The organism is Stenotrophomonas sp. 1278, from assembly GCF_029892765.1.
Lineage (GTDB): Bacteria > Pseudomonadota > Gammaproteobacteria > Xanthomonadales > Xanthomonadaceae > Stenotrophomonas > Stenotrophomonas indicatrix.
In genome coordinates this window covers 1-22,722 of the sequence record NZ_JARXWD010000031.1, presented here as the reverse complement: position 1 = coordinate 22,722, position 22,722 = coordinate 1, and the positions used below count along the sequence as shown (strand labels likewise).

The window sequence follows — 22,722 nt, the reverse complement described above, 5'->3', positions numbered from 1 at the left end:
CACCGCCATCGAATCGTGGACCGCCCGCATGACCCAACCCCTGCACGTGATCATCCTCGCCGCTGGCGCCGGCAAGCGCATGAAGTCGGTGCTGCCCAAGGTACTGCAGCCGATTGCCGGCCAGCCGATGCTGGCGCATGTGATCGCCACCGCGCGGGAACTGCAGCCCGCCGCCATCCACGTGGTGTACGGCCACGGCGGGGACCAGGTGCGGAGCTACTTCGCTGACCAGCCGGACCTGTTGTGGGCGGAACAAGCGCAGCAGCTGGGTACCGGTCACGCCGTGGCCCAGGCCATGCCGGAGGTGCCCGACGCCGCCCAGGTGCTGGTGCTGTACGGCGATGTGCCGTTGATCCGTGCGCAGACCCTGCGCGACCTGCTGGCCCAGCCGGGCCGGCTGGCCGTGCTGGTGGCCGATGTCGAGGATCCCACCGGCTATGGTCGCGTGCTGCGCGATGCCGAAGGCAAGGTCGGGGCGATTGTCGAGCAGAAGGACGCCGATGACGAACAGCGCCGGGTGCGCATCATCAACACCGGCATCATCACTGCCGAGTCGACGGCGCTGCGCCGCTGGCTGTCGCAGCTGTCCAACAGCAACGCGCAGGGCGAGTACTACCTGACCGATGTGTTCGCCTTTGCCGCCCGCGAGTTCACTCCGGCGGAGATGGCCCTGGTGGCCGATGCGCAGGACGCCGAAGGCGCGAACGATCCGTGGCAGCTCTCGCAGCTGGAACGGGCCTGGCAGCGGCGCGCGGTGCGCGCGCTGTGCATCCAGGGCGCGCGCGTGCGCGATCCGTCGCGGGTCGATATCCGGGGTGAGGTGATCGTCGGCAGCGATGTGATGATCGATGTCGATGTGATTCTTGAAGGCAAGGTGGTACTCGGCGATGGCGTGACCATCGGCCCGTTCACCCGGCTGAAGGACGTCACTCTCGGCGCGGGCACCGAAGTGCGTGCGCACTGCGATGTGGAAGGCGTGATCAGCGAGGGTGCGGCGCAGATCGGCCCGTTCGCGCGCCTGCGCCCGGGCACCGTGCTGGCCGATGGCGTGCACGTGGGCAACTTCGTGGAAACCAAGAAGGTCACCCTGGGAGTGGGCAGCAAGGCCAACCACCTCACCTATCTGGGCGACGCGGTGATCGGCAGCAAGGTCAACATCGGTGCGGGCACCATCACCTGCAACTACGACGGGGTGAACAAGTCGACCACCACCATCGGCGACAACGCTTTCATCGGCTCCAACAGTTCGCTGGTGGCGCCGGTGCTGATCGGTGAAGGCGCGACGATTGCTGCCGGTTCGGTCATCACTCGCACTGCGCCGGACGGCAAGCTGACCGTTGCCCGTGCGCGCCAGGAAACCATCGATGGCTGGCAGCGCCCCATCAAGAAAAGCTGAGCCGAGGCCACCGCGCGTCGATGAACTGAGTGCGCTGCCCCGCATCGAACAGCGTGCGGGTGAACTGCTGCGCGGGCACGAGGCGTACCCGGTGTTCTCCGGTCATGGACTGGACCTTCCCACGTTGCAGGCCGGACTGCGGCGCGGCCTGTTGTGGATCATCGAAGGCGCCGATGGCGGCATCGCCGGCTATCTGCTGGGCGGTACGCTCGACGGCGATTTCCATGTGCTGCAGATGGATGTGGATCCCAATCATGCTCGCCGTGGCTACGGACGGGCGTTGCTGCAGCATGCACTCGCCGAGGCCAAGGTGCTTGGCTATCCGGCGGCGGTGCTGACCACGTTGTCCGATGTGCCGTGGAATGCGGCTTTCTATGCCAGCGAAGGATTCACCCTGCTGCCGGAGCCAGAGTGGGGCGCGGGCCTGCGAGGGGTGATGGCCGAGGAGGCCGCGTCGGGATTCCCGATGCACCTGCGGGTGGCGATGCGACGGGTGCTTTAGTTTTGCTTCTCCTGTTGATTGCTGAAGGTTGATAACGGTTCATGGGTGTCACTCTTCTTTTCGCGCGAAAAGAAAAGTAACCAAAAGAAACGCGCCGCCAGTCCGCGAGCCGTCGTGCTGCGCACGCCGGTACCCTGCGCTCCTCGGTCCGTCGAGGGACGGCGCGGGAACTCGCTGCGCTCAGACACCCGCGCCTCTTCGCCCTCGCCGGCCCTGCGGTGCTCGGCTCGCTTCAAGGCGGACCCAAGTCAAAGGCCACAGCTGCACCCAGTAGATCCACGCCATGCGTGGATGCTTTTGCTCTGCTTCTCGAGTCCGTCTTGAAGCGAGCCGAGCACCGATGCGCAGCACGACGGCTCGCGGCCGGCGGAACGCTTCTTTTGGTTGCTCTTCTTTGCGTACAAAGAAAAGTGACGCCCATGAACAATGATCAACCTTCAGCCATCAATAGAGGAAGGAAGAACAAACCTACCCCACCGGCAACAGGATCGACACACACAGCCCGCCGTCGGTGCGGTTCTGCAGTGACACGCGACCACCGTGCGCCTCGACGATCTCGCGGGTGAGGGCCAGCCCCAGCCCGGTGCCGTTGCGCTTGGTCGAATAGAACGGCATCAGCGCATTCTGCAGCACCTGCTCGTTCATGCCCTTGCCGCGGTCCAGCACATCCAGCCGCAGCCACTGCGGCAGCCGGGTCAGCTGCACCTGCACGTCGTCGTTGGGCGGATCGGCTTCGGCGCAGGCCTCGTGTGCATTCTTCAGCAGGTTGAGCAGGGCCTGGCCGAACTGGGCGATGTCGATCCGGCTGCTCAGTTCCTCGTCGGGTGCACGCTCCATCGTGAACGGAATCTGCTGGCACAGGCTGGACAGGAACGGCGCCCAGTGCACGGTCTGCAGCTGCGGCTGCGGCAGCTTGGCGAAACGCGCGTAGCCGCGGATGAAGCCTTCCAGGTGGCGGGCGCGGTCTTCGATGGTGGTGAAGATCTCCGGCAGCCGGTCGAAGCGTTCGCGCTTGACCAGTTCGCCGCCGGAGTGCGCCAGCGATGCGATCGGCGCCAGCGAGTTGTTGAGTTCGTGGCTGATCACCCGGATCACCTTCTTCCAGGTCTGTACTTCCTGCCGGCGCAGTTCGGCAGTGAGCTGGCGTACCAGCAGCAGGTCATGCGGGCGGCCGTTGAGCTGGAACGCGCGCCGCGACAGGTGATAGACCTGTTCGTCGTCCTCGTCGCCTTCCACGCCGTCTTCGCTTTCCGACTTCACCGCAAACAGGCTGTCGCCGCCGCGGCCGATGGCATCGCGCAGTTCCACCGGCAGCTGCTCGAGCACGTCTTCCATGCGCTGGCCTTCCAGCTTCCAGCCGCTGTGCAGCAGCTTGCGCGCGGCCAGGTTGGAGAACACCACGCGGGAAATGCCATCGCCACCGGCGGCGATCAGCAGCATCGCCACCGGGGTGTTCTGCACCATGGTATCCAGCAGCAGTTCGCGCTGCACGAGGCCCTGGCGTTGTGCGCGCAGCACTTCCCCCAGCTCGCGGTGTGCCTGCACCAGGTCACCCAGTTCGTCATTGCCGGGCCAGTAGATGCCGAAGTTGTACTCACCGTCGCGGTAGCTGCTGGTGGTCCCGGACAGCGCCCGCATCAACGAGCGCACCGGTGCGGTGGCGCGGCGCAGCGTCCACCACATCAATGACAGCAGGATGATCGTGGAGACCGTGGTCACCACCCAGCCATGGTCCATCCAGTAGGCCAGCAGCCACGGCAGCGCGGCAGCCAGCGCCAGCACCGGCAGCAGGCGCAGGAACAGGCGGAAGGTGAATGAGCGTCGCTTCATTCGCGTGGGATGCCGTGACGGTCCATACGCCGGTACAGCGCCTGCCGGCTCAGTCCAAGCTCGTTGGCCGCCTGTGCGATGACGCCGTGATTGCGTGCCAGCACTTCTTCGATGCGTGCGCGATCGGGATCATTGCCGGCGCTTGGCGTCGGGCGCGGTGCAGCAGGTGTACGCGGCAGGTTGAGATCGGCCACTTCGATGCGGTTGCCGGTGGCCAGCAGTTCGGCACGCTGGATCACGTTGCGCAGCTCGCGCACGTTGCCCGGCCACAGGTGGCGCTGCAGTGCGGTGGCCGCCGTGCTGGACAGCGGCTTGCCGATGCTGAGGAAATGCTCGGCCAACGGCACGATGTCGCCGGGGCGGTCGGCCAGCGGCGGCAGCGTCAGTTCCACCGTGTTGAGCCGGTAGTAAAGGTCTTCGCGGAACGTACCTTCGCGGATCATCGCCGGCAGGTCGGCATTGGTCGCGCTGACCACGCGCACCTTGACCTGGCGTTCGCGGTTGGAGCCCAGGCGTTCGAAACGTCCTGTCTCCAGCACGCGCAGCAGCTTCATCTGCCCACCCAGCGACAGGTTGCCGATCTCATCCAGGAACAGCGTGCCGCCGTCGGCTGCCTCGAACTTGCCTTCGCGCGCCTTGTTGGCGCCGGTATAGGCGCCGGCCTCGGCACCGAACAGTTCGGCCTCGATCAGTTCGGAGGGCAGGGCGCCACAGTTCACCGCCACGAACGGACCCTTGGCCACCAGCGAGTTGGCCTGGATGATCTGCGCGATCTTCTCCTTGCCCGCGCCATTGGGGCCAGTGATCAGTACCGGCAGCTCCGAGCGCGCGACCTGGCAGGCCAGGGCGATCACCCGCTCGCTGGCGGGGTCGGCGAACACTGCGCCACACAACGCGTACTTGTCTTCCAGCGCATGCCGCTGGCGCTGTTCGCGCTGGCGTCGCTGGTCCAGCTCGCGCCGCGCTTCGGACAATTCCAGCAGGTTGTTGACCGTGGTCAGCAGCTTGCGGTCATCCCAGGGCTTGGCCAGGTAGTCGGCGGCACCGGCCTTGACCAGGTCCACCGCGCTGCTCAGGTGGGTCCAGGCCGTCAGCAGGATCACCGGCAGATCGGGGTGGCGTTCGCGGATCTGTGCGAACAGCGCCTCGCCTTCCTCACCGGAGGTGGTGTCCTCGCTGAAATTCATGTCCTGGATCACCAGGTCCACCGGCTGCGATTCCAGCAGCGCCAGCCCTTCGGCCGGGCTCTGCGCCAGCAGGGTGTCGATGTCGTGCAGGGAGAACAGCACGTCCAGCGCGGTTCCCACGCTGGCGTTGTCGTCGATGATCAGGATCGCAGGCATGGGTCGCAAAGAGGGTAGCGCCGGGCCATGCCCGGCGGGGCGGGTGCAGTTGCAGCGGCTGGAACCGCCGGGCATGGCCCGGCGCTACCGGGCCGCTCTGCAATATAGCGAAACCAGCGGTAGCGCAGGGGCGTCCGGACTCAGCGCCGTGGCGGCGGCGGCGGCGGAGCCGGAGGGGGTGGCGGCGGCGCCAGCGCGGGGCGCCACTGGGCCACGTTCACCGGTACCGTGAGCATCCGGCCATCGCGGCGCAGCAGCAGGTGGACGGTGGGCGTCGATGCCGCCCGCACTGCGTCGGCGAGCTGTTCGATCTGCCGCACCGGCGAATCGTCCACGCGTAGGATGCGGTCGCCATGGCGCACGCCGAAGCGCGCCTCCGGGCTGGCCGCATCCACCCTCACCACGCCTTCGGTCGAGCGCAGCGCCAGCCGCGCATCGTCCTGGCGCCACTCCAGCGTCTGCGCGCTGCTGCTGCCGGCGAGTACCGGCAGCGGCAGGGCCAGCAACAGCACCAGCAGGCTGGCGCGCATCTCACGCCCCCCGCGTGGCGACGGCCGGTGGCACCGCCGCAGCGCGGCGGGCCGGGCCGAACACGGCGATCTGGCCGAGCAGCCACAGCAGCGCTGCGCCCAGCGGCAGGTACAGCAGCGGCATGCGCGGCAGCTCGTACATGTTCATCAGGGCCAGGTTGATGGCGTACGCCGCCAGCATGCCCAGCACGATGCCCAGCGTGGCCAGCAGGAAGTTCTCGGTCTGGAAGTAGCGCAGGATCTGCCCGCGGGTGGCGCCCAATGCGCGGCGGATGCCGATCTGCTTGCTGCGCTGCTGCACCCAGAAGCTGGCCAGGCCGACGATGCCCAGGGCGGTGACAACCAGCAGCGCCACGCAGACCGTCACCAGCAGGCCGACCATCGAGCGGTCGTTCTTGAAGTAGTCGGCACGCTGTTCCTGGTAAGTCAGTTTCTCGCGCACAAGGCGGTTGGGGTCGTTGTGCTCCAGCGCGGCCAGCGCACCCTTCAGCACTTCATCGCGGCGTTCCGGTGAAGTGCGCAGCATGTACGGGCCGCGGGTGAAGTCGGTACGTACCGGCAGGATCATCGACAGGGTGCTGTTGTCGTTGTAGTCGGTGGGGGTGGCCAGATGGGCGACCACACCAACCACATGCAGGGCCTGGTTGCCCATGTAGAAGGTCTTGCCCAGCGCGCTCTGGTCCGGGTACATCTTGGCGGCGACCTGCTGGTTGATGATCACCGGTGCGGCGCGGTCGGGCTTCGGATTCTTCTGTGCTTCTTCCAGATCGATGTACTCGCTGGGCTGGAAGTCGCGGCCGGCGACCAGCTGCAGGCCGAGCGTGGACAGCGCGTTCTCGCCAACCATGTACTGCGACACGAAGGCTGTCGGCCGTTCCTGGTCACGCTCGCGCGAGATGCTGGTGTTGCTCGAATTGCGGCGGAACGGCAGCTGGTTGACCTTGGCCACGCTGGTCACGCCCGGGATCGCGCGCAGCGATGCCAGGTCTTCGTTGGTGCGGGCCATGGCGTTGGTCTGCTTGCCGATGCCGCTGACCCGGACCATGACCAGTTCGTTCTCGGCCAGGCCGCTGGGCTGGCTGATCTTTTCCACGCGCTGGGTGACCAGGAACAGGGCATTGCAGACGATGGCGCAGGTCAGGGCGATTTCCAGCACGATCAATGCGGCTGCGGTCTTGTGCCGGCGCAGGGTGCTGAGGATGGGGCGGATGTCCATGGGAAGTCCTCGTTCTCGTGCTTACTGCGACTTGAGCTGGATGGCCGGGGTGACCTGCATCGCGCGCCAGGCGGGCAGGAAGCCGGCAGCAATGCTGGCCAGCAGGGTCAGGCCGAGGGCGAGCAGCAGCATGCTGCCGTCGAGGTGGGCCAGCTTGGCGTAGTCCACCGGCTGCTGGCGCACTGCATACAGGCCCAGCAGAGCCAGGCCGATGCCGAGCACGCCGCCGACCACGCCCACCGCGCCCGCCTCGACCAGGCACTGCAGGAAGATCTGCCCGCGGCTTGCACCCAGTGCGCGGCGCACGCCGATCTCACCGCTGCGGCGCAGGAACTTGGCCAGCAGCAGGCCGACCGTGTTGACCAGGCAGACACCGAGGAAACCCAGGGCCAGCCACATCTGCAGGCGCACGTCGCTGGGTACCGCGTTGTTGAAGGTCAGCCACTCCATCACGGTGCGCAGGCGCACGTTGGCCGGGCGCTCGAAACGGCCGGCAGCCCGCTGCTGGTCCGAGTAGTTCACCAGGTAGCGGCGGTAGTCCTCGGCCTTGGACGGGTCGAGCTCCACCCAGTACTGGATCCAGGTGCACGGCGCGTTGATCGAATTGCTGTCGTCATCGGGTGCGCCGTCGCGGAAGCAGTTCATGTTGCCGTTGCTGCCGAGCTTGAGGTCCATCGCGGTGGACAGCGGCATCATCAGGTCCTCTTCGCGGCCATAGTTGCCCACGGTCAGGTCGAAGAAGTGCGGTTCCGGATTCCAGGAGTCCATCACCCCGATCACCCGCAGCGAATGGCCATCGGCACGGATCTCACGGCCGACACTGTCCGCTCCCTGGAACAGCTTGTCGTTGATCACCTTGGACAGCACCACCACGCGGGAGCGACCGTCATCGTCGCTGGCCGTCCAGGCACGGCCATACAGCATCGGCACATTGAACATCGGGAAGAAGTCAGCCGATGTCCAGCGGGTGTCGATGTTGAACGGCTTCAACGTGCTGCCTTCCGGCTCGATGGTCGCGTCACCGGCACTCATCATCGCCTGGCGCTCGCCACGCTTCTCGCGCAGCAGCGTCTCGGCATCGAAGCGGGTCATCTGGGTCTCCGGCTCTTCGCCGGTCAGGTAACCCGAGCGCGGGCGCGGATCGACCTGCACGTAGAACAGGCGGTCGCTCTTGTCAGGGATCGGGTCGCCGGACAGCACGTGGAACACGGTCAGGGTGGTCATCGAAGCACCGATGCCCAGCGCGATGGCCACCACCATCAGCGCGGTCAGTACCTTGTTGCGGCGGAAGCTGCGTACCGCCAGTCGGGCGTAGTAGGCGAACATGGTCGTGCCCTCACTCGTTGACGGCGACGATGCGACGCGGGGTGGTCAGCACCGGCTCGCGCACCAGGTCGGTGACCTGGCCGTCGACGATGTGCACGTTGCGCTGCGCGCGTGCGGCCAGTTCCGGGTCATGGGTGACCATCACGATGGTGGTGCCGGCAGCGTTGATCTCCTCCAGCAGTTCCATCACCCCGCGCGCCATCTGCGTGTCCAGGTTGCCGGTCGGTTCGTCGGCCAGCAGCAGGCGCGGGCTGCCGGCCAGGGCACGGGCGATCGCCGCGCGCTGCTGCTGGCCGCCGGAGAGTTCGTTCGGGTAGTGCTTCATGCGCGAGCCCAGGCCGACCTGGCTCAGCGCCTTTTCGATGCGCTCGCGGCGCTCGCCGGCGCTCATCCTGCGGTAGCGCAGCGGCACGTCGACGTTGTCGAACAGGTTGAGGTCCGGAATCAGGTTGAAGCCCTGGAAGATGAAGCCGATCTTCTGGTTGCGCAGGCGGCTGCGGGCATCATCGCCGAGCTTGCTGACGTCCTGGCCATCAAGCATGTAGGTGCCGCTGGTGAAGGTTTCCAGCAGGCCGGCGATGTTGAGGAAGGTGGTCTTGCCGGAGCCGGACGGACCGGTGACGGCGACGAACTCGCCTTCCTTGACCTGCAGTTCCAGTGAACGCAGCGCGTGGGTTTCCACCTGTTCGGTACGGAAGACCTTGGCGACCGAACGCATTTCGAGCATGTACATGGGGTGTCCTCTCTCCAGGATGTATGAGTTGTCAGTTGACGGAGACGCGTTCGGCGTCCTTGAACAGGTCGCTGCCCGAGACCACGATGCGGTCCCCCGGCTGCACACCCGACTTGATTTCCACTTCGCCCAGGCTGCTGACGCCCAGTTCGACCGGACGACGCACCGCGGTGCGGCCATCCATTACGTACGCCACACCGTTGCCCTGTTCCACGAACGGGCCGCGCTCGACCTTCATGACATTCCTGCGGGTATCCAGCAGCACCCGCACCGACATCCGCTGGCTCTGGCGCAGGCCTTCAGGCTGGGCTGCGGCAAAGCGGACGCGTGCGTTGACTTCGCCATTGACCACTTCCGGCGACACCGCACTGATCTCGCCCGGGAACGGCTGGCCATTGCCACCGGTCAGCTGCGCCGGCATGCCGATCGCCAGATCGCGCGCGAAGCTCTCCGGCACCTTGATCTCGACTTCGAACTTGGACAGGTCGACCACGCCCAGCACCGGCGCGTTGGCGGCAAGGTTGGTGGCCTGGGTGGCCTGCACCTGGCCGACCTGGCCATCGAACGGTGCACGCAGGGTCAGTGCGTCGACCTGGCGCCGCACTTCGGCCACCACGGCCTTCTGGCGGTCGGCCAGCAAACGCTTGTTGCGTGCGTCCAGGTCCGCGCCCTGGCTCTGCAGGCGTGCATCGGTGGTGGCATTGACCAGGCTGATGTCGGCCTTCTTCAGGGTGTCCTGGGCCTTGGCCAGATCGATCTGCGGCACCGCGCCGCCATCGAAGCCGCGCTGGTAGCGCTGCAGGTCGCGGTCGGCGGCCTGCCGCTCGATGCTGGCCTGGTCGGTTTCCTTGCGCGATTTGGCCCGGGCCAGGGTGGCATCCAGGTTGGCGCGGCTGGCCTCGGCCTCCAGGCCGGCCAGGGTGGCCTCCTCCTGGGCGAGTTTGCTGCGCAGCTCGGGGCTGTCGATGATCGCCAGCTCCTGGCCCTTCTTGACCACGTCACCGGCGACCACCTTCAGGTCCACCGTGCCGGCGGAGATGGCGTACAGCACCGGGCTGTTGGCGGCGATCACGCGGCCGTCGGCGGCGATGTCGCGCACCAGGTCGCCGCGCTGCACTTCGGCGATGCGCACCCGGCTGCTGTCGAACGAGCTGCTGGCATTGGACCACGCATGCACGGCCCAGCCGATGCCGGCCAGCAGCGCGATACCCGCCAGGGCGGGCCAGCGGTAACGATGCCATGCGGCCTTGGGGGCACTGGCTGAAGCGGAGGAAACGATCTGGTCCTGGGCGGAGGTGTCGCGGATCATCGGGTTCGTGCCTGTCGGTGGTGCCAGAGTGGTGCTATGGATAAAGCACACAGCGTGCCAACTTTATTTCCTTTTCCATCAATGAGTTGAACATGTGTCGCTACTGTCCGGGTGTCCGCGGACACCTTTCCGGACACTTTCATTAAGCGGACAGGAGGGGGCTGGCGGACACGCAGGCTAGAATGCGGCGACCGTCTTCAAGGAAATGCGTGACATGTGTGGAATCGTGGGTGCGATCGCCGGGCGCGACGTGGTGCCGCTGCTGATCGAAGGACTGAAGCGACTGGAATACCGCGGCTACGATTCCTCCGGCATCGCCGTGATCGATCAGGCCGAACGGCCCGAGGTGCGCCGCGTACGCCGCACCGGTCGTGTCTCGGAGATGGCCACTGCTGCCGAGGCTGAAGGCTTCAACGCCAGCCTCGGTATCGGCCACACCCGCTGGGCCACCCATGGTGGTGTCACCGAGGCGAACGCGCATCCGCACATCAGCCATGGCGTGGCGCTGGTGCACAACGGCATCATCGAGAACCATGAGGAGCAGCGCGAGAAGCTGCGCGCGCTGGGCTACACCTTCGAGTCGCAGACCGACACCGAAGTGATCGCCCACCTGATCCACCACCATCTGAAGAAGGGCGATGACCTGCTGGTCGCGCTGCAGCACACGGTGAAGGAACTGACCGGTGCCTATGCGCTGGCCGTGGTCAGCCGTGCCGAGCCGGAACGCTTCGTCTGTGCCCGCATGGGCTGCCCGCTGCTGGTCGGTCTGGGCGAGGGCGAGAACTTCGTGGCGTCCGATGTGTCGGCCGTGCTGTCGGCCACGCGCAAGGTGATCTTCCTGGAAGAGGGCGACACCGCCGAGATCCGCCGGGATGGCGTGAGCATCTTCGATGGCAACGATCAGCCGATCGAGCGCGATGTGCATCTCTCCGATGTCTCGCTGGCCTCGCTGGAGCTGGGTCCGTACCGCCACTTCATGCAGAAGGAGATCCACGAGCAGCCGCGCGCGCTGGGCGACACCATCGAAGCGGCGATCGACGCTGGTGGCTTCCCGGCCGAACTGTTCGGCAAGAATGCCGAAGCGGTGCTGTCGGGTATCGAGGGCGTGCAGATCCTGGCCTGTGGTACCAGTTACTACTCGGGCCTGACCGCGCGCTACTGGATCGAGGCCATCGCCGGCCTGCCGTGCAGCGTGGAGATCGCCAGCGAGTACCGCTACCGCGCCGCGTATGCCAATCCCAAGCACCTGATCGTGACCATCTCCCAGTCCGGCGAAACGCTGGACACGATGGAAGCGCTGAAGTACGCCAAATCGCTGGGCCACACGCACACGCTGTCGATCTGCAACGTTCCGGAAAGCGCGATTCCGCGCGCCAGCGAACTGGTCTGCTACACCCGTGCCGGCGCCGAGATCGGCGTGGCCTCGACCAAGGCGTTCACCACCCAGCTGGCCGCGCTGTTCCAGCTGACCGTGGTGCTGGGCAAGCTGCATGGCCGCGTTGATGCCGCACAGGAAGCGGACTACCTGGAGCAGCTGCGTTTCCTGCCGGGCAGCGTGCAGCATGCGTTGAACATGGAACCGCAGATCGCCGCATGGGCCGAGCGCTTCGCACGCAAGAGCAGTGCGCTGTTCCTCGGCCGTGGCCTGCACTATCCGATCGCCCTGGAAGGCGCGCTCAAGCTGAAGGAAATCTCGTACATCCACGCCGAGGCCTACCCGGCCGGCGAGCTCAAGCACGGGCCGCTGGCGCTGGTGGATGAGGACATGCCGGTGGTGGTGATCGCGCCCAACGACAGCCTGCTGGAGAAGGTCAAATCCAACATGCAGGAAGTGCGCGCGCGTGGCGGCGAGCTGTTCGTGTTCGCCGACCAGGACAGCAACTTCAACGCGTCCGAAGGCGTGCACGTGATCCGCACCCCGCGCCATGCCGGCGTGCTCAGCCCGGTGGTGCACACCATCCCGGTGCAGCTGCTGGCGTACCACACCGCGCTGGCGCGCGGCACCGACGTGGACAAGCCGCGCAACCTGGCCAAGAGCGTTACGGTGGAGTAACACTCGGGTCCATTGGATGCTGCATGCGAAAGGGGCCCACGTGGCCCCTTTCGTTTACGACGGTGGCGCTTCCAAGTGGGACAGGTGCCGGGTTTTCTGTCCGCGGTCGGCAGCAGGCAATCAATCTTTAATGCGCGACATCGCCTGTATTCAGCGGCGGTTTCAGCAGCGGTGCCATTCTCTGGATCGTCAGTTGGTTCCTACGACGAACTGTCCCATCGATGCCGCTAGTGACCGATGGTCGCAGTCGTAGAATCGAATTGACCGAGATCCGGGTTGAGCCGTTGAACCCCCTCGTTCGTGTTGCAGCACGACGTCTGCCGATCCATTCCAAGCGGCAGGTGGGTGCGCCAGACGTGCACTGAAAGGTCTGTTCCCGGGGAGGGGGCGAATCGGCAGAGCACACTTTTTTGACTTGAGTGACCTGCACCAGGAAACAAGAATGAACGTCCGCGAGCTCCTGCAATCCAAGAAAGAAGCTGTCATCACCATCGACACGGAAGACACGATCGGTGCCGCCGCGCACAAGATGAGCGCGAATAAAATCGCCGCACTGGTAGTGATGAAGGATGATGCGCCGGTCGGCATCATTTCCGAAAAGGACATCGTCCGCAGCCTGGCCGATGATGGCCCGCAGGCCGGTCGCCGGGTGATTTCCAGCCTGCCGTCCACCGGCCTGGAAGGCATTGCGCCGGACGCCACGTTGAAGCAGGCCATGTCCCTGATGACCTACTCGCGTCGTCGCCACCTGATGGTCACCGACGGCAGCAAGCTGGTCGGCATCCTCAGCCTGGGTGACATCGTGAAGAACCTGCTGGGCGAGCTGGAGCTGGAAAAGGCCGTGTTGCAGGACATCTACATGGCGGCCCACTGAGGCCTGCGCTGTGTGATGAAACGAAGCCGGGCATTGCCCGGCTTCTTCGTTGGTAGCGCCGGGCCATGCCCGGCGAGCGCGTAGCGCAGGAATCAGAAGGTGACCTTCACCGAATCGGCGCTGTAGCTCGCCGGGCCGTGGTAGACGACCTCGATGTTGTTGCCATCCGGATCGAGCACGAAGGCGCCGTAGTAGCCGGGGTGGTATGGGCGCTCGCCGGGCGCGCCGTTGTCCTTGCCGCCAGCCGCCAGCGCAGCGCTGTGGAAAGCATCGACGGTGGCGGTATCGCGGGCCTGGAAGGCCAGGTGATGGCGACCGGTCAACTGGCCGGCAGCGGCCTCGCTGCTGGCGCTGGAAATGAACAACTCGTCGGCCCAGAAGTAATCATCGCCTTCGCCGGCCACCGGGATGCCGATCGTGTCGAACACCGCCTGGTAGAAGCGGCGGCTGGCGGCCAGATCGCGTACGACCAGCTGGATGTGGTCGATCAGTCGCCCGCGGTGCAGTTCCATCGTTTCCATGCCAACCTCACAAAAAAGGGGACGGAGGGACTAAGTCGCTCGCGGCCCCATCGTGCCATGAATGTCGGAGCAAGGCCGCCGGGCATGGCCCGGCGCTACCGGAACGGGCCCTTTCTGCCGGTCAGGCGTTGGCGATGATCTCGACCCAGTAGCCGTCCGGGTCCTTGATGAAGGCCAGGTTCTTCATGCGGCCGTCGGTCAGGCGCTTCTGGAAGGTGACGCCCAGGTCTTCGAAACGCTGGCAGGCCGCTTCGATGTCCGGCACCGACACGCAGATGTGGCCGAAGCCGCGCGGGTCGCTGTTGCCGTCGTGGTAGACGGCGCCTTCCTGGTTCTCGGTGCCATGGTTGTGGGTCAGTTCCAGCACGCCCGGCAGGCCGGCCATCCACAGGCGGCGGGTGTTGTCATCTTCCGGCACCACGGTGCCGGCCGGTACGTAGGCCAGGAAGTACAGGCTGAACTGGGCTTCGGCGAAGTCGCGCTTGTCGATCAGCTGGTAGCCCAGCACGCGGGTGTAGAAGTCCAGCGAGGCGGTGGCGTCCTTGACCCGCAGCATGGTGTGGTTGAAGACGAAGCCGGTGGTCTCGGCCGGGGCCTGGGCGGCGACGCCGGGGACATCGCGCAGGGCGGGAATGGTCATGGGGGAGGTCCTTCAGACAGGGCCGTTGCCGGCCGGATGGGTGTCATTCTACGGGCCGGCAGCTGACGGCACCGCGACGTACAATGGCCGGATCGCACCGTTCCGTCCTGATGACCATTGCCCGCCATGTCGCAGCGTGAATGGGTGGCCGCCGCCATCCGCAAGATCGAAGCCGATTTCAACCGTTCCGCCGATACCCACCTGATCCCGCTGGCGCTGCCCGGGTTCGAGGGCATCGAGGTGTACCTGAAGGATGAATCGAGCCATCCCACCGGCAGCCTCAAGCACCGGCTGGCGCGTTCGCTGTTCCTGTATGCGCTGGCCAACGGCTGGCTGCGTGAAGGGCGGCCGGTGATCGAGGCCTCCAGCGGCTCCACCGCCGTTTCCGAGGCCTACTTCGCGCGCCTGCTCGGCCTGCCGTTCATCGCAGTGATGCCGGCCACGACGTCGCCGGAGAAGATTGCCGCGATCGAGTTCCACGGTGGTCGCTGCCATCTGGTCGAGCGCGCCTGCGACCTCAACTGCGATTCGGAAAAGCTGGCCCGCGAAACCGGCGGCCACTTCATGGACCAGTTCACCTATGCCGAGCGCGCCACCGATTGGCGTGCCAACAACAACATCGCCGAATCGATCTTCAAGCAGATGGCCGAGGAGCCCAGCCCGATTCCGGACTGGATCGTGTGCAGCCCCGGCACCGGCGGTACCGCAGCAACGCTCGGGCGCTACGTCAGCTATCGCCGGCATGACACCCGCATCCTGTGTGCGGACCCGGAAGTCTCGGTGTTCTACGATGGATACCAGGCTGCCCTGGCCGGCGGCAACGCGTGGCGCGGCATGACCTGCAACGGCGGCTCGCGGGTGGAAGGCATCGGCCGGCCGCGGGTGGAGTCCAGCTTCATCCCGACCAGTGTCGATGCCATGGTGAAGGTGCCCGACGCCTTGAGCCTGGCTGCGATGCGTCACGTCAGCCGCCAGCTGGGGCGCCGCGTCGGTGGCTCCACCGGCACCAATTTCATCGGCGTGCTGCAGGCCGCGCAGTGGATGCGCGAGGCCGGCCGCCAAGGCAGCATCGTCAGCATCCTGTGCGACAGCGGTGATCGCTACGCGCACAGCTATTACGACCCGGCCTGGTATGTGCGGCAGGGAATCGATGTGGACGCTGCCGACGCGCAGGTAGCGGCGGCGGTGGCCGGGCAGGGCCTGCCTGGATTGCCGTGGTGCAGTCTGGAAGCGCTGTAAGCCCGTCAGGCATCCGCCGGGCATGGCCCGGCGCTACCAGGACAGGTCGGCGCGCCGGCCATGGCCGGCGAGCGCAGCGGCGCATTGGATCGCGCTCAATACCCGGCGGCCATGAAGGCATCCAGTACCGCATCGCGCAGCGCGTCGGGCAGGGCCTCGATCTCCACGGCGCGGTCGTCCAGGTGCAGACGTGGGTCCAGGCTGCTGGCCCGGCCCTGGGCCAGGGCCTGCAGCCACAGCAGCACGCAGATGACGAATTCGCGCTCGTGGCCCAGCCGCACCTGGCTGGCACCGCGCTCGATCACTTCGAAGGGATACCATTCCTGCTCATCGCTGAACCTGCCGCCCTGGCGCTGCAGTGCCTGCAACTGCTGCAGGTGGCGCGGCGCATCATCGCCCGCATCGCACAACGCGGCGATCCAGGCCAGTTCAGTCGGGCTGGCCGACAGCGCCAGCGTTGGTGAACGTACTGCGGATGGAGCTGGAGCCAGACCTTCCATGTGGGGCCTCCTCGACACGTTCCGCTGCGGTCTCCCCCGCGCCGCAAGCTTCAGCCGACGGCCGTAAGGCCGACGTGAACAATGGCCCGCCGCCCCTTGTCTGCCGGCCCGGCCAGCGCCATATCGGTCTGGCTGCCCGCGCTGCCGGGCCCGTACCCTGGAGACCTGCCGTGACCGTTGCCAACCCCCTGCTCGATTTTTCCGGCCTGCCGCGCTTCGAGGCGATCCGCCCCGAGCATGTGGCGCCGGCGCTGGACGTGCTGCTGGCGCAGGCCGAAGCGGCGGTCAGCGCTGCCGAGCAGGTGCAGCCGGTAACCTGGCAGACCTTCGTCATCCCGCTGGACGACGCCACCGAACGCCTGTGGCGCGCCTGGGGCCTGGTGGGCCACCTGCAGGGCGTGGTCAACACGCCGGAGCTGCGTGAGGCCTACAACAGCAACCTGCCGCGGGTGACCCGCTTTGCCAGTGCGCTGGGCCAGAACCTGGCGCTGTACCGCCAGTACCAGGCGCTGGCGGCCAGCACCGAAGCGGCCGGTTTTGATGAGGCGCGCCGCAAGGTGCTGGACAACACCCTGCGTGATTTCCGCCTCGGCGGTGCTGAACTGAATGCGGACGCGCAGCAGCGTTTTTCCGCCATCAAGGAGGAACTGTCGGCGCTGTCGGCGAAGTTCTCGCAGAACGTGCTCGACGCCACCGATGCGTGGTCGCTGATCGTCGAAGACCCGGCGCGCCTGGCCGGCGTGCCGGAAGACGTGAAGGCTGCTGCACGCGCCGCTGCGGAAAAAGACGGCAAGGCAGGCTGGAAGCTGACCCTGCAGATGCCGTGCTACCTGCCGGTGCAGACCTGGGGCGAGGACCGCGACCTGCGCGAGATCCTGTACCGCGCCAGCGCGCAACGCGCCTCCGAGTTCGGCGACGATGCGCTGGACAACGGCGGCAACATCGATCGCATCCTTGCACTGCGTGCCGAGTTGGCCGCGCTGCTGGGCTTTGATTCCTACGCCGACTACTCGGTGGCCACCAAGATGGCCAGCGACCCCGCCGAAGTGCTGGGCTTCCTGCGTGACCTGGCCGCGCGCGCCAAGCCGTTCGCGGCCAAGGACCGCGCCGAGCTGGAGCAGTTCGCCCGCGAGCATCTCGGTATCGACAGCCTGCAGGCCTGGGATCTGGCGTTCGCCGCCGACCGCCTGAAGCAGGCGCGTTACAGCTATTCCGAGCAGGAAGTGAAGCAGTATTTCACCGAACCGAAGGTGCTCGGCGGCCTGTTCTCGGTGATCGAGCAGCTGTACGGCCTGCGCGTGCAGGAAGACAGCGCGCCGGTCTGGCATGAGGACGTGCGCTTCTTCCGCCTGGTGGATGCGCAGGGCGCCCTGGTCGGCCAGTTCTACCTGGACCTGTACGCCCGCGAGGGCAAGCGTGGCGGCGCGTGGATGGATGACTGCCGCAACCGCCGCGAGCGCGCCGATGGCAGCGTACAGACGCCGCTGGTGTACCTGGTGTGCAACTTCGGCCGTGGTGCCGATGGCAAGCCGGCAACCTTCAGCCACAATGAAGTGACCACGCTGTTCCATGAAATGGGCCATGGCCTGCATCAGCTGCTGACCCGCATCGGCGAACTGGGCGTGGCCGGCATCAACGGCGTGGAGTGGGACGCGGTGGAGCTGCCCAGCCAGTTCATGGAGAACTTCTGCTGGGAATGGGACCACCTGCAGGGCATGACCGCGCATGTGGAAACCGGCGAGCCGCTGCCGCGCGCGCTGTACGAGCGCATGCTGGCCGCACGCAACTTCCACAGCGGCATGGCCACCGTGCGCCAGTTGGAATTCGGTCTGTTCGACATGCTGCTGCACAGCCAGTTCGAGGCGGCGCAGGACAGCGTGCTGGCACTGCTTGAGCGGGTGCGTGCGGAAGTGGCGGTGAACCATCCGCCGAGCTGGAATCGCTTCCCGCACCAGTTCAGCCATATCTTCGCCGGTGGCTATGCCGCCGGTTACTACAGCTACAAGTGGGCCGAAGTATTGAGCGCCGATGCCTACGCCGCGTTCGAGGAAGCGCCGCAGGCGCTGGCCGCAACCGGCGCGCGTTTCCGCGACGAGGTGCTGTCGCGCGGCGGCAGTCGCCCGGCCGCCGAGAACTTCAAGGCCTTCCGCGGCCGTGCGCCGCAGATCGACGCGCTGCTGCGCCATTCGGGCATGGCGTAAGCAGGTTGCCGCCATCCACGCATGGCGTGGATCTACCGGAATGCTCCGGCATGGCGTAAACGCAAAAAAGGCAGCGCTCCGTGCTCGCCGGGCCATGCCCGGCGAGCACGGAGCGCGGCGTAGGAAAGCCGCCGGGCATGGCCCGGCGATACCGGGGCGTCCCGCTTTCAATCGGCGTAGATCATCTTCCGGGTCATGCCGCCGTCGACGATGAAGTCCTGGCCGGTGCTGAAGCCGGACAACGAGGACAGCAGGTACACCGCCAGTGCGCCGATGTCCTCGGGTTCGCCGACGCGGCCAACCGGATGCTGGGCGTGGTCGGTGGCCGAGTACTGCGGCACGTGCCGGCGTGACGGTGCCTGCCAGGCATCGGTGCTGATCCAGCCGGGGCTGATGCTGTTCACCCGCACCGCCGGTCCCGCACTGATGGCCAGAGCGTGGGTGAAGGCCACCAGCCCGCCCTTGGCCGCAGCGTAGGCTTCGCTGTGCGCCTCGGACTGCCAGGCGCGCGTCGATGCGATGTTGATGATCGCGCCTGCGTCGGCCGACAGCGCCGGCAATGCGTGCTTGCTGCACAGGAACGCGCCATGCAGCGATGACAGCCGGCGCTGCCATTCTTCCCAGTCCATGTCCTGCAGCAGGGTGCCGTGCGGCCCGGCGATGCCGGCATTGTTGACCAGGCCGTCGATGCGCCCGAAGCGTTGCAGGGCCGCCGCGATGAAGTCGCGCACGCTGCTTTCGTCGGTGATGTCCAGCCGCTGGAACGCGGCATCATCACCGCGCTGCCATTCGGCCAGGCAGGCATGGCCCGCCTCCACATCCAGATCGCCGATCAGCACACGGCCGCCGGCCCCGAGCACCGCCTGGGCGATGCCGCGGCCGATGCCGTTGGCACCGCCGGTGACCAGCACCACCCTGCCGTGCAGCGGCGCAGCCGGCCAGGTGGCAATCGGCGGCACCGTGCTCATGACAGGTCGTCGCCGCGCAGGCGACGGTGCCAGCCCTCGACACCGATCCGGTCCAGGGTCTGGATGTTGCGCTCGACGATCACGTCCGGGTCCGGGTAGACATCCACCGCGCGTGCCACGCTGTCTTCGCGCAGCAGGTGCAGGGTGGGGTAGGGCGCGCGGTTGGTGTAGTTGCTGGCGTCATCGGCGGCGACGCCATCGAACTGGTAGTCCGGATGGAAGCTGGCCACCTGCAGGATGCCCTGCAGGTCCAGCGCCTCGATCGCCGCATCGGCGTTGTCGAGGAAGTCGTTGTAGTCGAGGAAGTCGGTCAGCACCTGCGGGTGCACGATCAGGGTGGTATCGATCTGCTCGGCCGGCGTGTCGCGCAGCAGCACCAGTTCTTCGGCCAGTTCTTCCACCAGGGCTTCGGGTGTGGTCGCGTCGCTCAGCACGATGCGGACCTGGTCCTTCACGTACACCGCCTTGGCGAACGGGCACAGGTTCAGGCCGATGACGATGCGCTCCAGCCACAGGCGGGTGGCGGCGATCGGGTCATCGGTGGGCAGGGGGGTGTCGGTCATGGCGGGCGCATCGGCTGGCGGGGGTGGCCATTGTAGGCGGGCCGCTGCAGGGGCGCCGTTCACTGTGCAGGAACTGGACAACGGCGATGCTGGAAATTCCCATTGATTCAATCCCTTGCCGACATCACGCCAATGGCCGATTGCCGACGCTGCGGGCCAGGCGTGCAATGGCGGCACGACACAGGAGGACTTTTCATGACTGCATCTTCCCCATGGCTGCCGGACGCACTCTGGTCAGGCGCCTTCTTCGACGGTCAATGGAGCGCCGCTGCACAGCGCCAGCCGGTGATCGAGCCCGCCACCGGGCACTCGCTTGGCGAAATCGGCCTGGCCGATGCGGCGCAGGTCGCACGTTCGGCGGCCGCTGCGGCGCAGGCGCAACAGGCATGGGCGGCAGCGCCGTACGAACAGCGCGCCGAGGTGCTGCGCAAGGCTGCACGCCTGGCCGAAGAAAACATCGATACGCTGGTCGACTGGCTGGTCCGTGAAAGTGGCTCCACCCGCCTGAAGGCCGGTTTCGAAGCCAAGGTGACCATCAAGGCGCTGCATGAGGCCGCCGCGCTGCCTTCGCGCGGCGTGGGTGAGATCCTGCCGTCCGAACCTGGGCGGCTGAACCTGGCGCGGCGCCGTCCGCTGGGTGTGGTGGGGGTGATCTCTCCGTTCAATTTCCCGCTGTACCTGGCGATGCGCGCGGTGGCGCCGGCGATCGCGCTCGGCAATGCCGTGGTGCTCAAGCCGGACCCGCGCACGGCGGTGTGTGGTGGTGCGGTGATCGCACGCCTGTTCGAGCAGGCTGGTCTTCCGCAGGGTGTGCTGCAGATGTTGCCCGGCGACGGCGCCGCCGGTGCCGCGCTGACCAGCGACCCGCATGTGGCGATGATCCAGTTCACCGGCTCGACGGCGGCCGGACGCAAGGTTGGCGAAGCCGCCGGCAAGCACCTGAAAAAGGTGTCGCTGGAGCTGGGTGGCAAGAACGCGCTGATCATCCTTGACGATGCGGATCTCGACCTGGCCGTGGCCAACACCGCCTGGGGCGTGTACCTGCACCAGGGCCAGATCTGCATGGCCACCGGCCGTGTGCTGGTACAGCGCGGCATCCACCAGGCCTTCCTGCAGAAGCTGGTGGCCAAGGCGAAGTCGCTGAAGGTGGGTGACCCGGCACGCGAGGATGTTGCGCTGGGCCCACTGATCAATGCCGCGCAACGCGACCATGCGGCGCGTGTGGTCGACGACGCGGTGAAGGCGGGTGCCACGCTTGAAACCGGCGGCACCCACCAGGACCTGTTCTTCGCACCCACCGTGCTCGGCAACGTCAGTGTCGACAATCCGGCGTTCAACGAAGAGATCTTCGCGCCAGTAGCGGTGGTGGTGCCGTTCGATGACGACGACGAAGCCGTGCGCATGGCCAATGACAGCGAGTACGGCCTGTCGATGGCGATCGTCTCCCGCAATGTCGGCCGCGCGCTGAAGCTGGGCGAGCGCCTGCGCACCGGTCTGCTGCACATCAACGACCAGACCGTGAACGACGAGGTCATCAATCCCTTCGGTGGGGTAGGGGCGTCCGGCAACGGCACCAGCATCGGCGGCCCGTCCAACGTGGAGGAATTCACCCAGTGGCAATGGATGACGGTCAAGGGCGAAGCCCCGGCCTATCCCATCTGATCGAGGAGAACGCAACGATGAGCAGCAACAGTGGATCGCGTGACATCACCGCAGCGGTGGTGCGCGGCAAGGAACAGCCCTTTGTCATCGAGCAGGCGCGCCTGCGCGGCCCGCAGGACGACGAAGTGCTGGTGAAGATCGTAGCGACCGGCCTGTGCCATACCGACCTGATCGTGCGTGACCAGTACTATCCGGTGCCGCTGCCGGCGGTGCTGGGCCATGAGGGTGCGGGCATCGTCGAAGCGGTCGGCCCCAACGTGCGCGAACTGAAGGCCGGCGACCATGTCGTGCTGACCTACGGCCAATGCGGCCACTGCAATCCCTGTCGTGGTGGCCACGGTGCGTACTGCCGCGATTTCTTCGCGCTGAATTTCGGTGGTGATGATGGCCACGGCCATACCGCCATCACCGATGCACAGGGCCAACCGCTGCACGATCACTTCTTTGCACAGTCGTCGTTCGCCACGTTTGCGCTGGCGCGCGAGATCAATGCGATCAAGGTGCCTGACGATGCGCCGCTGGAGCTGCTCGGTCCGCTGGGCTGCGGCATCCAGACCGGTGCCGGTGCGGTGCTCAACTCGCTGCAGGTGCGATCGGGCAGCAGCTTCGCCAGCTATGGCGCCGGTGCGGTCGGCCTGAGTGCGGTGATGGCGGCCAAGGTGGCCGGCGCCACCACCATCATCGCCATCGACGTGGTGCCGTCGCGGTTGCAGCTGGCCATGGAACTGGGCGCCACCCATGTGGTCAACAGCCGCGAGACCGACGTGATCGAGGCGGTGCGCGCGATCACCGGTGGTGGCGCCGATTTCGCGCTGGAATCGACCGGGCGCCCGGAAGTGCTGTCGGCCGGCATCGAAGCGCTCGGCGGGCTTGGCATGATGGGCGTGGTCGGTGCGCCGAAGCTGGGCACCACCGCCAGTTTCGATGTGAACAACCTGCTGTTGGGTGGCCGCAGCATCCGTGGCATTGTCGAGGGCGACAGCGTGCCGCAGGTGTTCATTCCGCAGCTGGTGACGCTGTACCAGCAGGGGCGCTTCCCGTTCGACAGGCTGGTGAAGTTCTATCCGCTGGAGCAGATCAACCAGGCGGCCGAGGACAGCACGCGGGGGATTACGCTGAAGCCGATTCTGCGGATCGCGGCGTGAGGTGAGGGTGGGGTGGGTTTGCAGGGCTGCGCCCTGCACCTGCCGAATCAACGGCAACGGCAACGGCAACGGCAAAAGCGGGCATTCCGTGGGATGGCGGGGTGGGTCCGGTTGCGGGGGACGCTGCAAGTACGTCCATGTAAGCTCGGTCGCCGCATCCATGCGGCTCAC

At 66.6% G+C, this 22,722-nt stretch carries 20 protein-coding genes; 8 read left to right on the top strand and 12 right to left on the bottom strand.

Features of this window, described 5'->3' with window-relative positions; genetic code table 11:
* Nucleotides 1-28 precede the first annotated feature (28 nt).
* Together glmU and M2299_RS18620 are read left to right on the top strand one after the other, a co-directional pair.
* The gene (gene glmU, locus M2299_RS18625; RefSeq protein ID WP_100436937.1) at nucleotides 29-1,396 is read left to right on the top strand and encodes a bifunctional UDP-N-acetylglucosamine diphosphorylase/glucosamine-1-phosphate N-acetyltransferase GlmU; all 1,368 of its coding nucleotides are present in this window, start codon (nucleotides 29-31) and stop codon (nucleotides 1,394-1,396) included.
* Nucleotides 1,365-1,898, top strand: coding sequence for a GNAT family N-acetyltransferase (locus tag M2299_RS18620; RefSeq protein WP_280884803.1), 534 nt, complete (start codon nucleotides 1,365-1,367; stop codon nucleotides 1,896-1,898). The genes glmU and M2299_RS18620 overlap by 32 nt, the downstream gene beginning before the upstream one ends.
* A 468-nt stretch (nucleotides 1,899-2,366) precedes the next feature.
* On the opposite strand, the gene M2299_RS18615 is transcribed toward M2299_RS18620, so the two are convergent.
* The 7 genes from M2299_RS18615 to M2299_RS18585 all read right to left on the bottom strand — a co-directional run bounded on the left by M2299_RS18615 (nucleotide 2,367) and on the right by M2299_RS18585 (nucleotide 10,185).
* On the bottom strand, nucleotides 2,367-3,728 hold the full coding sequence (locus M2299_RS18615) for an ATP-binding protein (protein ID WP_180831952.1): 1,362 nt from the start codon (nucleotides 3,726-3,728) through the stop codon (nucleotides 2,367-2,369).
* A complete protein-coding gene (locus tag M2299_RS18610; protein ID WP_099785482.1) occupies nucleotides 3,725-5,071 on the bottom strand; it encodes a sigma-54 dependent transcriptional regulator in 1,347 nt (448 codons plus the stop codon). Before M2299_RS18610 ends, M2299_RS18615 begins: the two co-directional genes overlap by 4 nt.
* 140 nt (nucleotides 5,072-5,211) lie before the next feature.
* Nucleotides 5,212-5,601 carry a PDZ domain-containing protein gene (locus tag M2299_RS18605; protein ID WP_218788011.1) on the bottom strand — a complete coding sequence of 130 codons (390 nt, stop codon included), beginning with the start codon at nucleotides 5,599-5,601 and terminating at the stop codon, nucleotides 5,212-5,214.
* A gap of 1 nt (nucleotide 5,602) precedes the next feature.
* Complete coding sequence (locus M2299_RS18600) at nucleotides 5,603-6,817, bottom strand: FtsX-like permease family protein (protein WP_080149800.1); 1,215 nt, start codon at nucleotides 6,815-6,817, stop codon at nucleotides 5,603-5,605.
* A gap of 21 nt (nucleotides 6,818-6,838) precedes the next feature.
* Nucleotides 6,839-8,143, bottom strand: coding sequence for an ABC transporter permease (locus tag M2299_RS18595; protein WP_099785478.1), 1,305 nt, complete (start codon nucleotides 8,141-8,143; stop codon nucleotides 6,839-6,841).
* 10 nt (nucleotides 8,144-8,153) lie between these two features.
* Nucleotides 8,154-8,876 carry an ABC transporter ATP-binding protein gene (locus M2299_RS18590; RefSeq protein ID WP_099843735.1) on the bottom strand — a complete coding sequence of 241 codons (723 nt, stop codon included), beginning with the start codon at nucleotides 8,874-8,876 and terminating at the stop codon, nucleotides 8,154-8,156.
* Nucleotides 8,877-8,907: 31 nt separating this feature from the next.
* Nucleotides 8,908-10,185 carry an efflux RND transporter periplasmic adaptor subunit gene (locus M2299_RS18585; RefSeq protein WP_099785475.1) on the bottom strand — a complete coding sequence of 426 codons (1,278 nt, stop codon included), beginning with the start codon at nucleotides 10,183-10,185 and terminating at the stop codon, nucleotides 8,908-8,910.
* 214 nt (nucleotides 10,186-10,399) lie between these two features.
* On the opposite strand from M2299_RS18585, the gene glmS reads away from it, so the two are divergent.
* Nucleotides 10,400-12,238, top strand: a complete 1,839-nt coding sequence (gene glmS / locus M2299_RS18580; RefSeq protein WP_025877334.1) for a glutamine--fructose-6-phosphate transaminase (isomerizing) — start codon at nucleotides 10,400-10,402, stop codon at nucleotides 12,236-12,238.
* Between the two features lie 442 nt (nucleotides 12,239-12,680).
* On the top strand, nucleotides 12,681-13,112 hold the full coding sequence (locus tag M2299_RS18575; RefSeq protein ID WP_025877332.1) for a CBS domain-containing protein: 432 nt from the start codon (nucleotides 12,681-12,683) through the stop codon (nucleotides 13,110-13,112).
* Nucleotides 13,113-13,204: 92 nt separating this feature from the next.
* On the opposite strand, the gene M2299_RS18570 is transcribed toward M2299_RS18575, so the two are convergent.
* Nucleotides 13,205-13,633, bottom strand: a complete 429-nt coding sequence (locus tag M2299_RS18570; protein ID WP_100436935.1) for a VOC family protein — start codon at nucleotides 13,631-13,633, stop codon at nucleotides 13,205-13,207.
* Nucleotides 13,634-13,754: 121 nt separating this feature from the next.
* Complete coding sequence (gene gloA, locus M2299_RS18565; RefSeq protein ID WP_088101934.1) at nucleotides 13,755-14,273, bottom strand: lactoylglutathione lyase; 519 nt, start codon at nucleotides 14,271-14,273, stop codon at nucleotides 13,755-13,757.
* A 126-nt stretch (nucleotides 14,274-14,399) separates the two neighbouring features.
* Between gloA and M2299_RS18560 the strand changes: the two genes are divergently transcribed.
* Nucleotides 14,400-15,512 (top strand): PLP-dependent cysteine synthase family protein, encoded by a 1,113-nt coding sequence (locus tag M2299_RS18560; protein ID WP_059065187.1) that lies wholly within the window; start codon nucleotides 14,400-14,402, stop codon nucleotides 15,510-15,512.
* A 95-nt stretch (nucleotides 15,513-15,607) separates the two neighbouring features.
* Here M2299_RS18560 and M2299_RS18555 read toward each other — a convergent pair whose 3' ends face one another.
* The gene (locus M2299_RS18555) at nucleotides 15,608-16,012 is read right to left on the bottom strand and encodes a hypothetical protein (protein ID WP_032976560.1); all 405 of its coding nucleotides are present in this window, start codon (nucleotides 16,010-16,012) and stop codon (nucleotides 15,608-15,610) included.
* Between the two features lie 170 nt (nucleotides 16,013-16,182).
* Here M2299_RS18555 and M2299_RS18550 point away from each other — a divergent pair, with 170 nt between their 5' ends.
* Nucleotides 16,183-18,213: a M3 family metallopeptidase gene (locus M2299_RS18550; RefSeq protein WP_280884802.1), complete on the top strand. Its 2,031-nt coding sequence runs from the start codon at nucleotides 16,183-16,185 to the stop codon at nucleotides 18,211-18,213.
* Nucleotides 18,214-18,380: 167 nt separating this feature from the next.
* Here the strand turns inward: M2299_RS18550 and M2299_RS18545 are convergent, their stop codons facing one another.
* A complete protein-coding gene (locus tag M2299_RS18545; protein ID WP_080149804.1) occupies nucleotides 18,381-19,181 on the bottom strand; it encodes an SDR family oxidoreductase in 801 nt (266 codons plus the stop codon).
* Nucleotides 19,178-19,744, bottom strand: a complete 567-nt coding sequence (locus M2299_RS18540) for a DUF1415 domain-containing protein (protein WP_025877318.1) — start codon at nucleotides 19,742-19,744, stop codon at nucleotides 19,178-19,180. Before M2299_RS18540 ends, M2299_RS18545 begins: the two co-directional genes overlap by 4 nt.
* A gap of 195 nt (nucleotides 19,745-19,939) precedes the next feature.
* Here M2299_RS18540 and M2299_RS18535 point away from each other — a divergent pair, with 195 nt between their 5' ends.
* Together M2299_RS18535 and M2299_RS18530 are read left to right on the top strand one after the other, a co-directional pair.
* The gene (locus M2299_RS18535; protein WP_280884801.1) at nucleotides 19,940-21,406 is read left to right on the top strand and encodes a benzaldehyde dehydrogenase; all 1,467 of its coding nucleotides are present in this window, start codon (nucleotides 19,940-19,942) and stop codon (nucleotides 21,404-21,406) included.
* Nucleotides 21,407-21,423: 17 nt separating this feature from the next.
* Nucleotides 21,424-22,551: an NAD(P)-dependent alcohol dehydrogenase gene (locus tag M2299_RS18530; protein ID WP_025877316.1), complete on the top strand. Its 1,128-nt coding sequence runs from the start codon at nucleotides 21,424-21,426 to the stop codon at nucleotides 22,549-22,551.
* The last annotated feature ends 171 nt before the right edge of the window (nucleotides 22,552-22,722 follow it).

What these genes read in the sequence shown, in the direction of transcription:
- glmU (WP_100436937.1), top strand. Translation starts at nt 29, where the DNA reads ATGACCCAACCCCTGCACGTGATCATCCTCGCCGCTGGCGCCGGCAAG.
- M2299_RS18620 (WP_280884803.1), top strand. Translation starts at nt 1,365, where the DNA reads ATGGCTGGCAGCGCCCCATCAAGAAAAGCTGAGCCGAGGCCACCGCGC.
- M2299_RS18615 (WP_180831952.1), bottom strand. Translation starts at nt 3,728, where the DNA reads ATGAAGCGACGCTCATTCACCTTCCGCCTGTTCCTGCGCCTGCTGCCG.
- M2299_RS18610 (WP_099785482.1), bottom strand. Translation starts at nt 5,071, where the DNA reads ATGCCTGCGATCCTGATCATCGACGACAACGCCAGCGTGGGAACCGCG.
- M2299_RS18605 (WP_218788011.1), bottom strand. Translation starts at nt 5,601, where the DNA reads ATGCGCGCCAGCCTGCTGGTGCTGTTGCTGGCCCTGCCGCTGCCGGTA.
- M2299_RS18600 (WP_080149800.1), bottom strand. Translation starts at nt 6,817, where the DNA reads ATGGACATCCGCCCCATCCTCAGCACCCTGCGCCGGCACAAGACCGCA.
- M2299_RS18595 (WP_099785478.1), bottom strand. Translation starts at nt 8,143, where the DNA reads ATGTTCGCCTACTACGCCCGACTGGCGGTACGCAGCTTCCGCCGCAAC.
- M2299_RS18590 (WP_099843735.1), bottom strand. Translation starts at nt 8,876, where the DNA reads ATGTACATGCTCGAAATGCGTTCGGTCGCCAAGGTCTTCCGTACCGAA.
- M2299_RS18585 (WP_099785475.1), bottom strand. Translation starts at nt 10,185, where the DNA reads ATGATCCGCGACACCTCCGCCCAGGACCAGATCGTTTCCTCCGCTTCA.
- glmS (WP_025877334.1), top strand. Translation starts at nt 10,400, where the DNA reads ATGTGTGGAATCGTGGGTGCGATCGCCGGGCGCGACGTGGTGCCGCTG.
- M2299_RS18575 (WP_025877332.1), top strand. Translation starts at nt 12,681, where the DNA reads ATGAACGTCCGCGAGCTCCTGCAATCCAAGAAAGAAGCTGTCATCACC.
- M2299_RS18570 (WP_100436935.1), bottom strand. Translation starts at nt 13,633, where the DNA reads ATGGAAACGATGGAACTGCACCGCGGGCGACTGATCGACCACATCCAG.
- gloA (WP_088101934.1), bottom strand. Translation starts at nt 14,273, where the DNA reads ATGACCATTCCCGCCCTGCGCGATGTCCCCGGCGTCGCCGCCCAGGCC.
- M2299_RS18560 (WP_059065187.1), top strand. Translation starts at nt 14,400, where the DNA reads ATGTCGCAGCGTGAATGGGTGGCCGCCGCCATCCGCAAGATCGAAGCC.
- M2299_RS18555 (WP_032976560.1), bottom strand. Translation starts at nt 16,012, where the DNA reads ATGGAAGGTCTGGCTCCAGCTCCATCCGCAGTACGTTCACCAACGCTG.
- M2299_RS18545 (WP_080149804.1), bottom strand. Translation starts at nt 19,181, where the DNA reads ATGAGCACGGTGCCGCCGATTGCCACCTGGCCGGCTGCGCCGCTGCAC.
- M2299_RS18540 (WP_025877318.1), bottom strand. Translation starts at nt 19,744, where the DNA reads ATGACCGACACCCCCCTGCCCACCGATGACCCGATCGCCGCCACCCGC.
- M2299_RS18535 (WP_280884801.1), top strand. Translation starts at nt 19,940, where the DNA reads ATGACTGCATCTTCCCCATGGCTGCCGGACGCACTCTGGTCAGGCGCC.
- M2299_RS18530 (WP_025877316.1), top strand. Translation starts at nt 21,424, where the DNA reads ATGAGCAGCAACAGTGGATCGCGTGACATCACCGCAGCGGTGGTGCGC.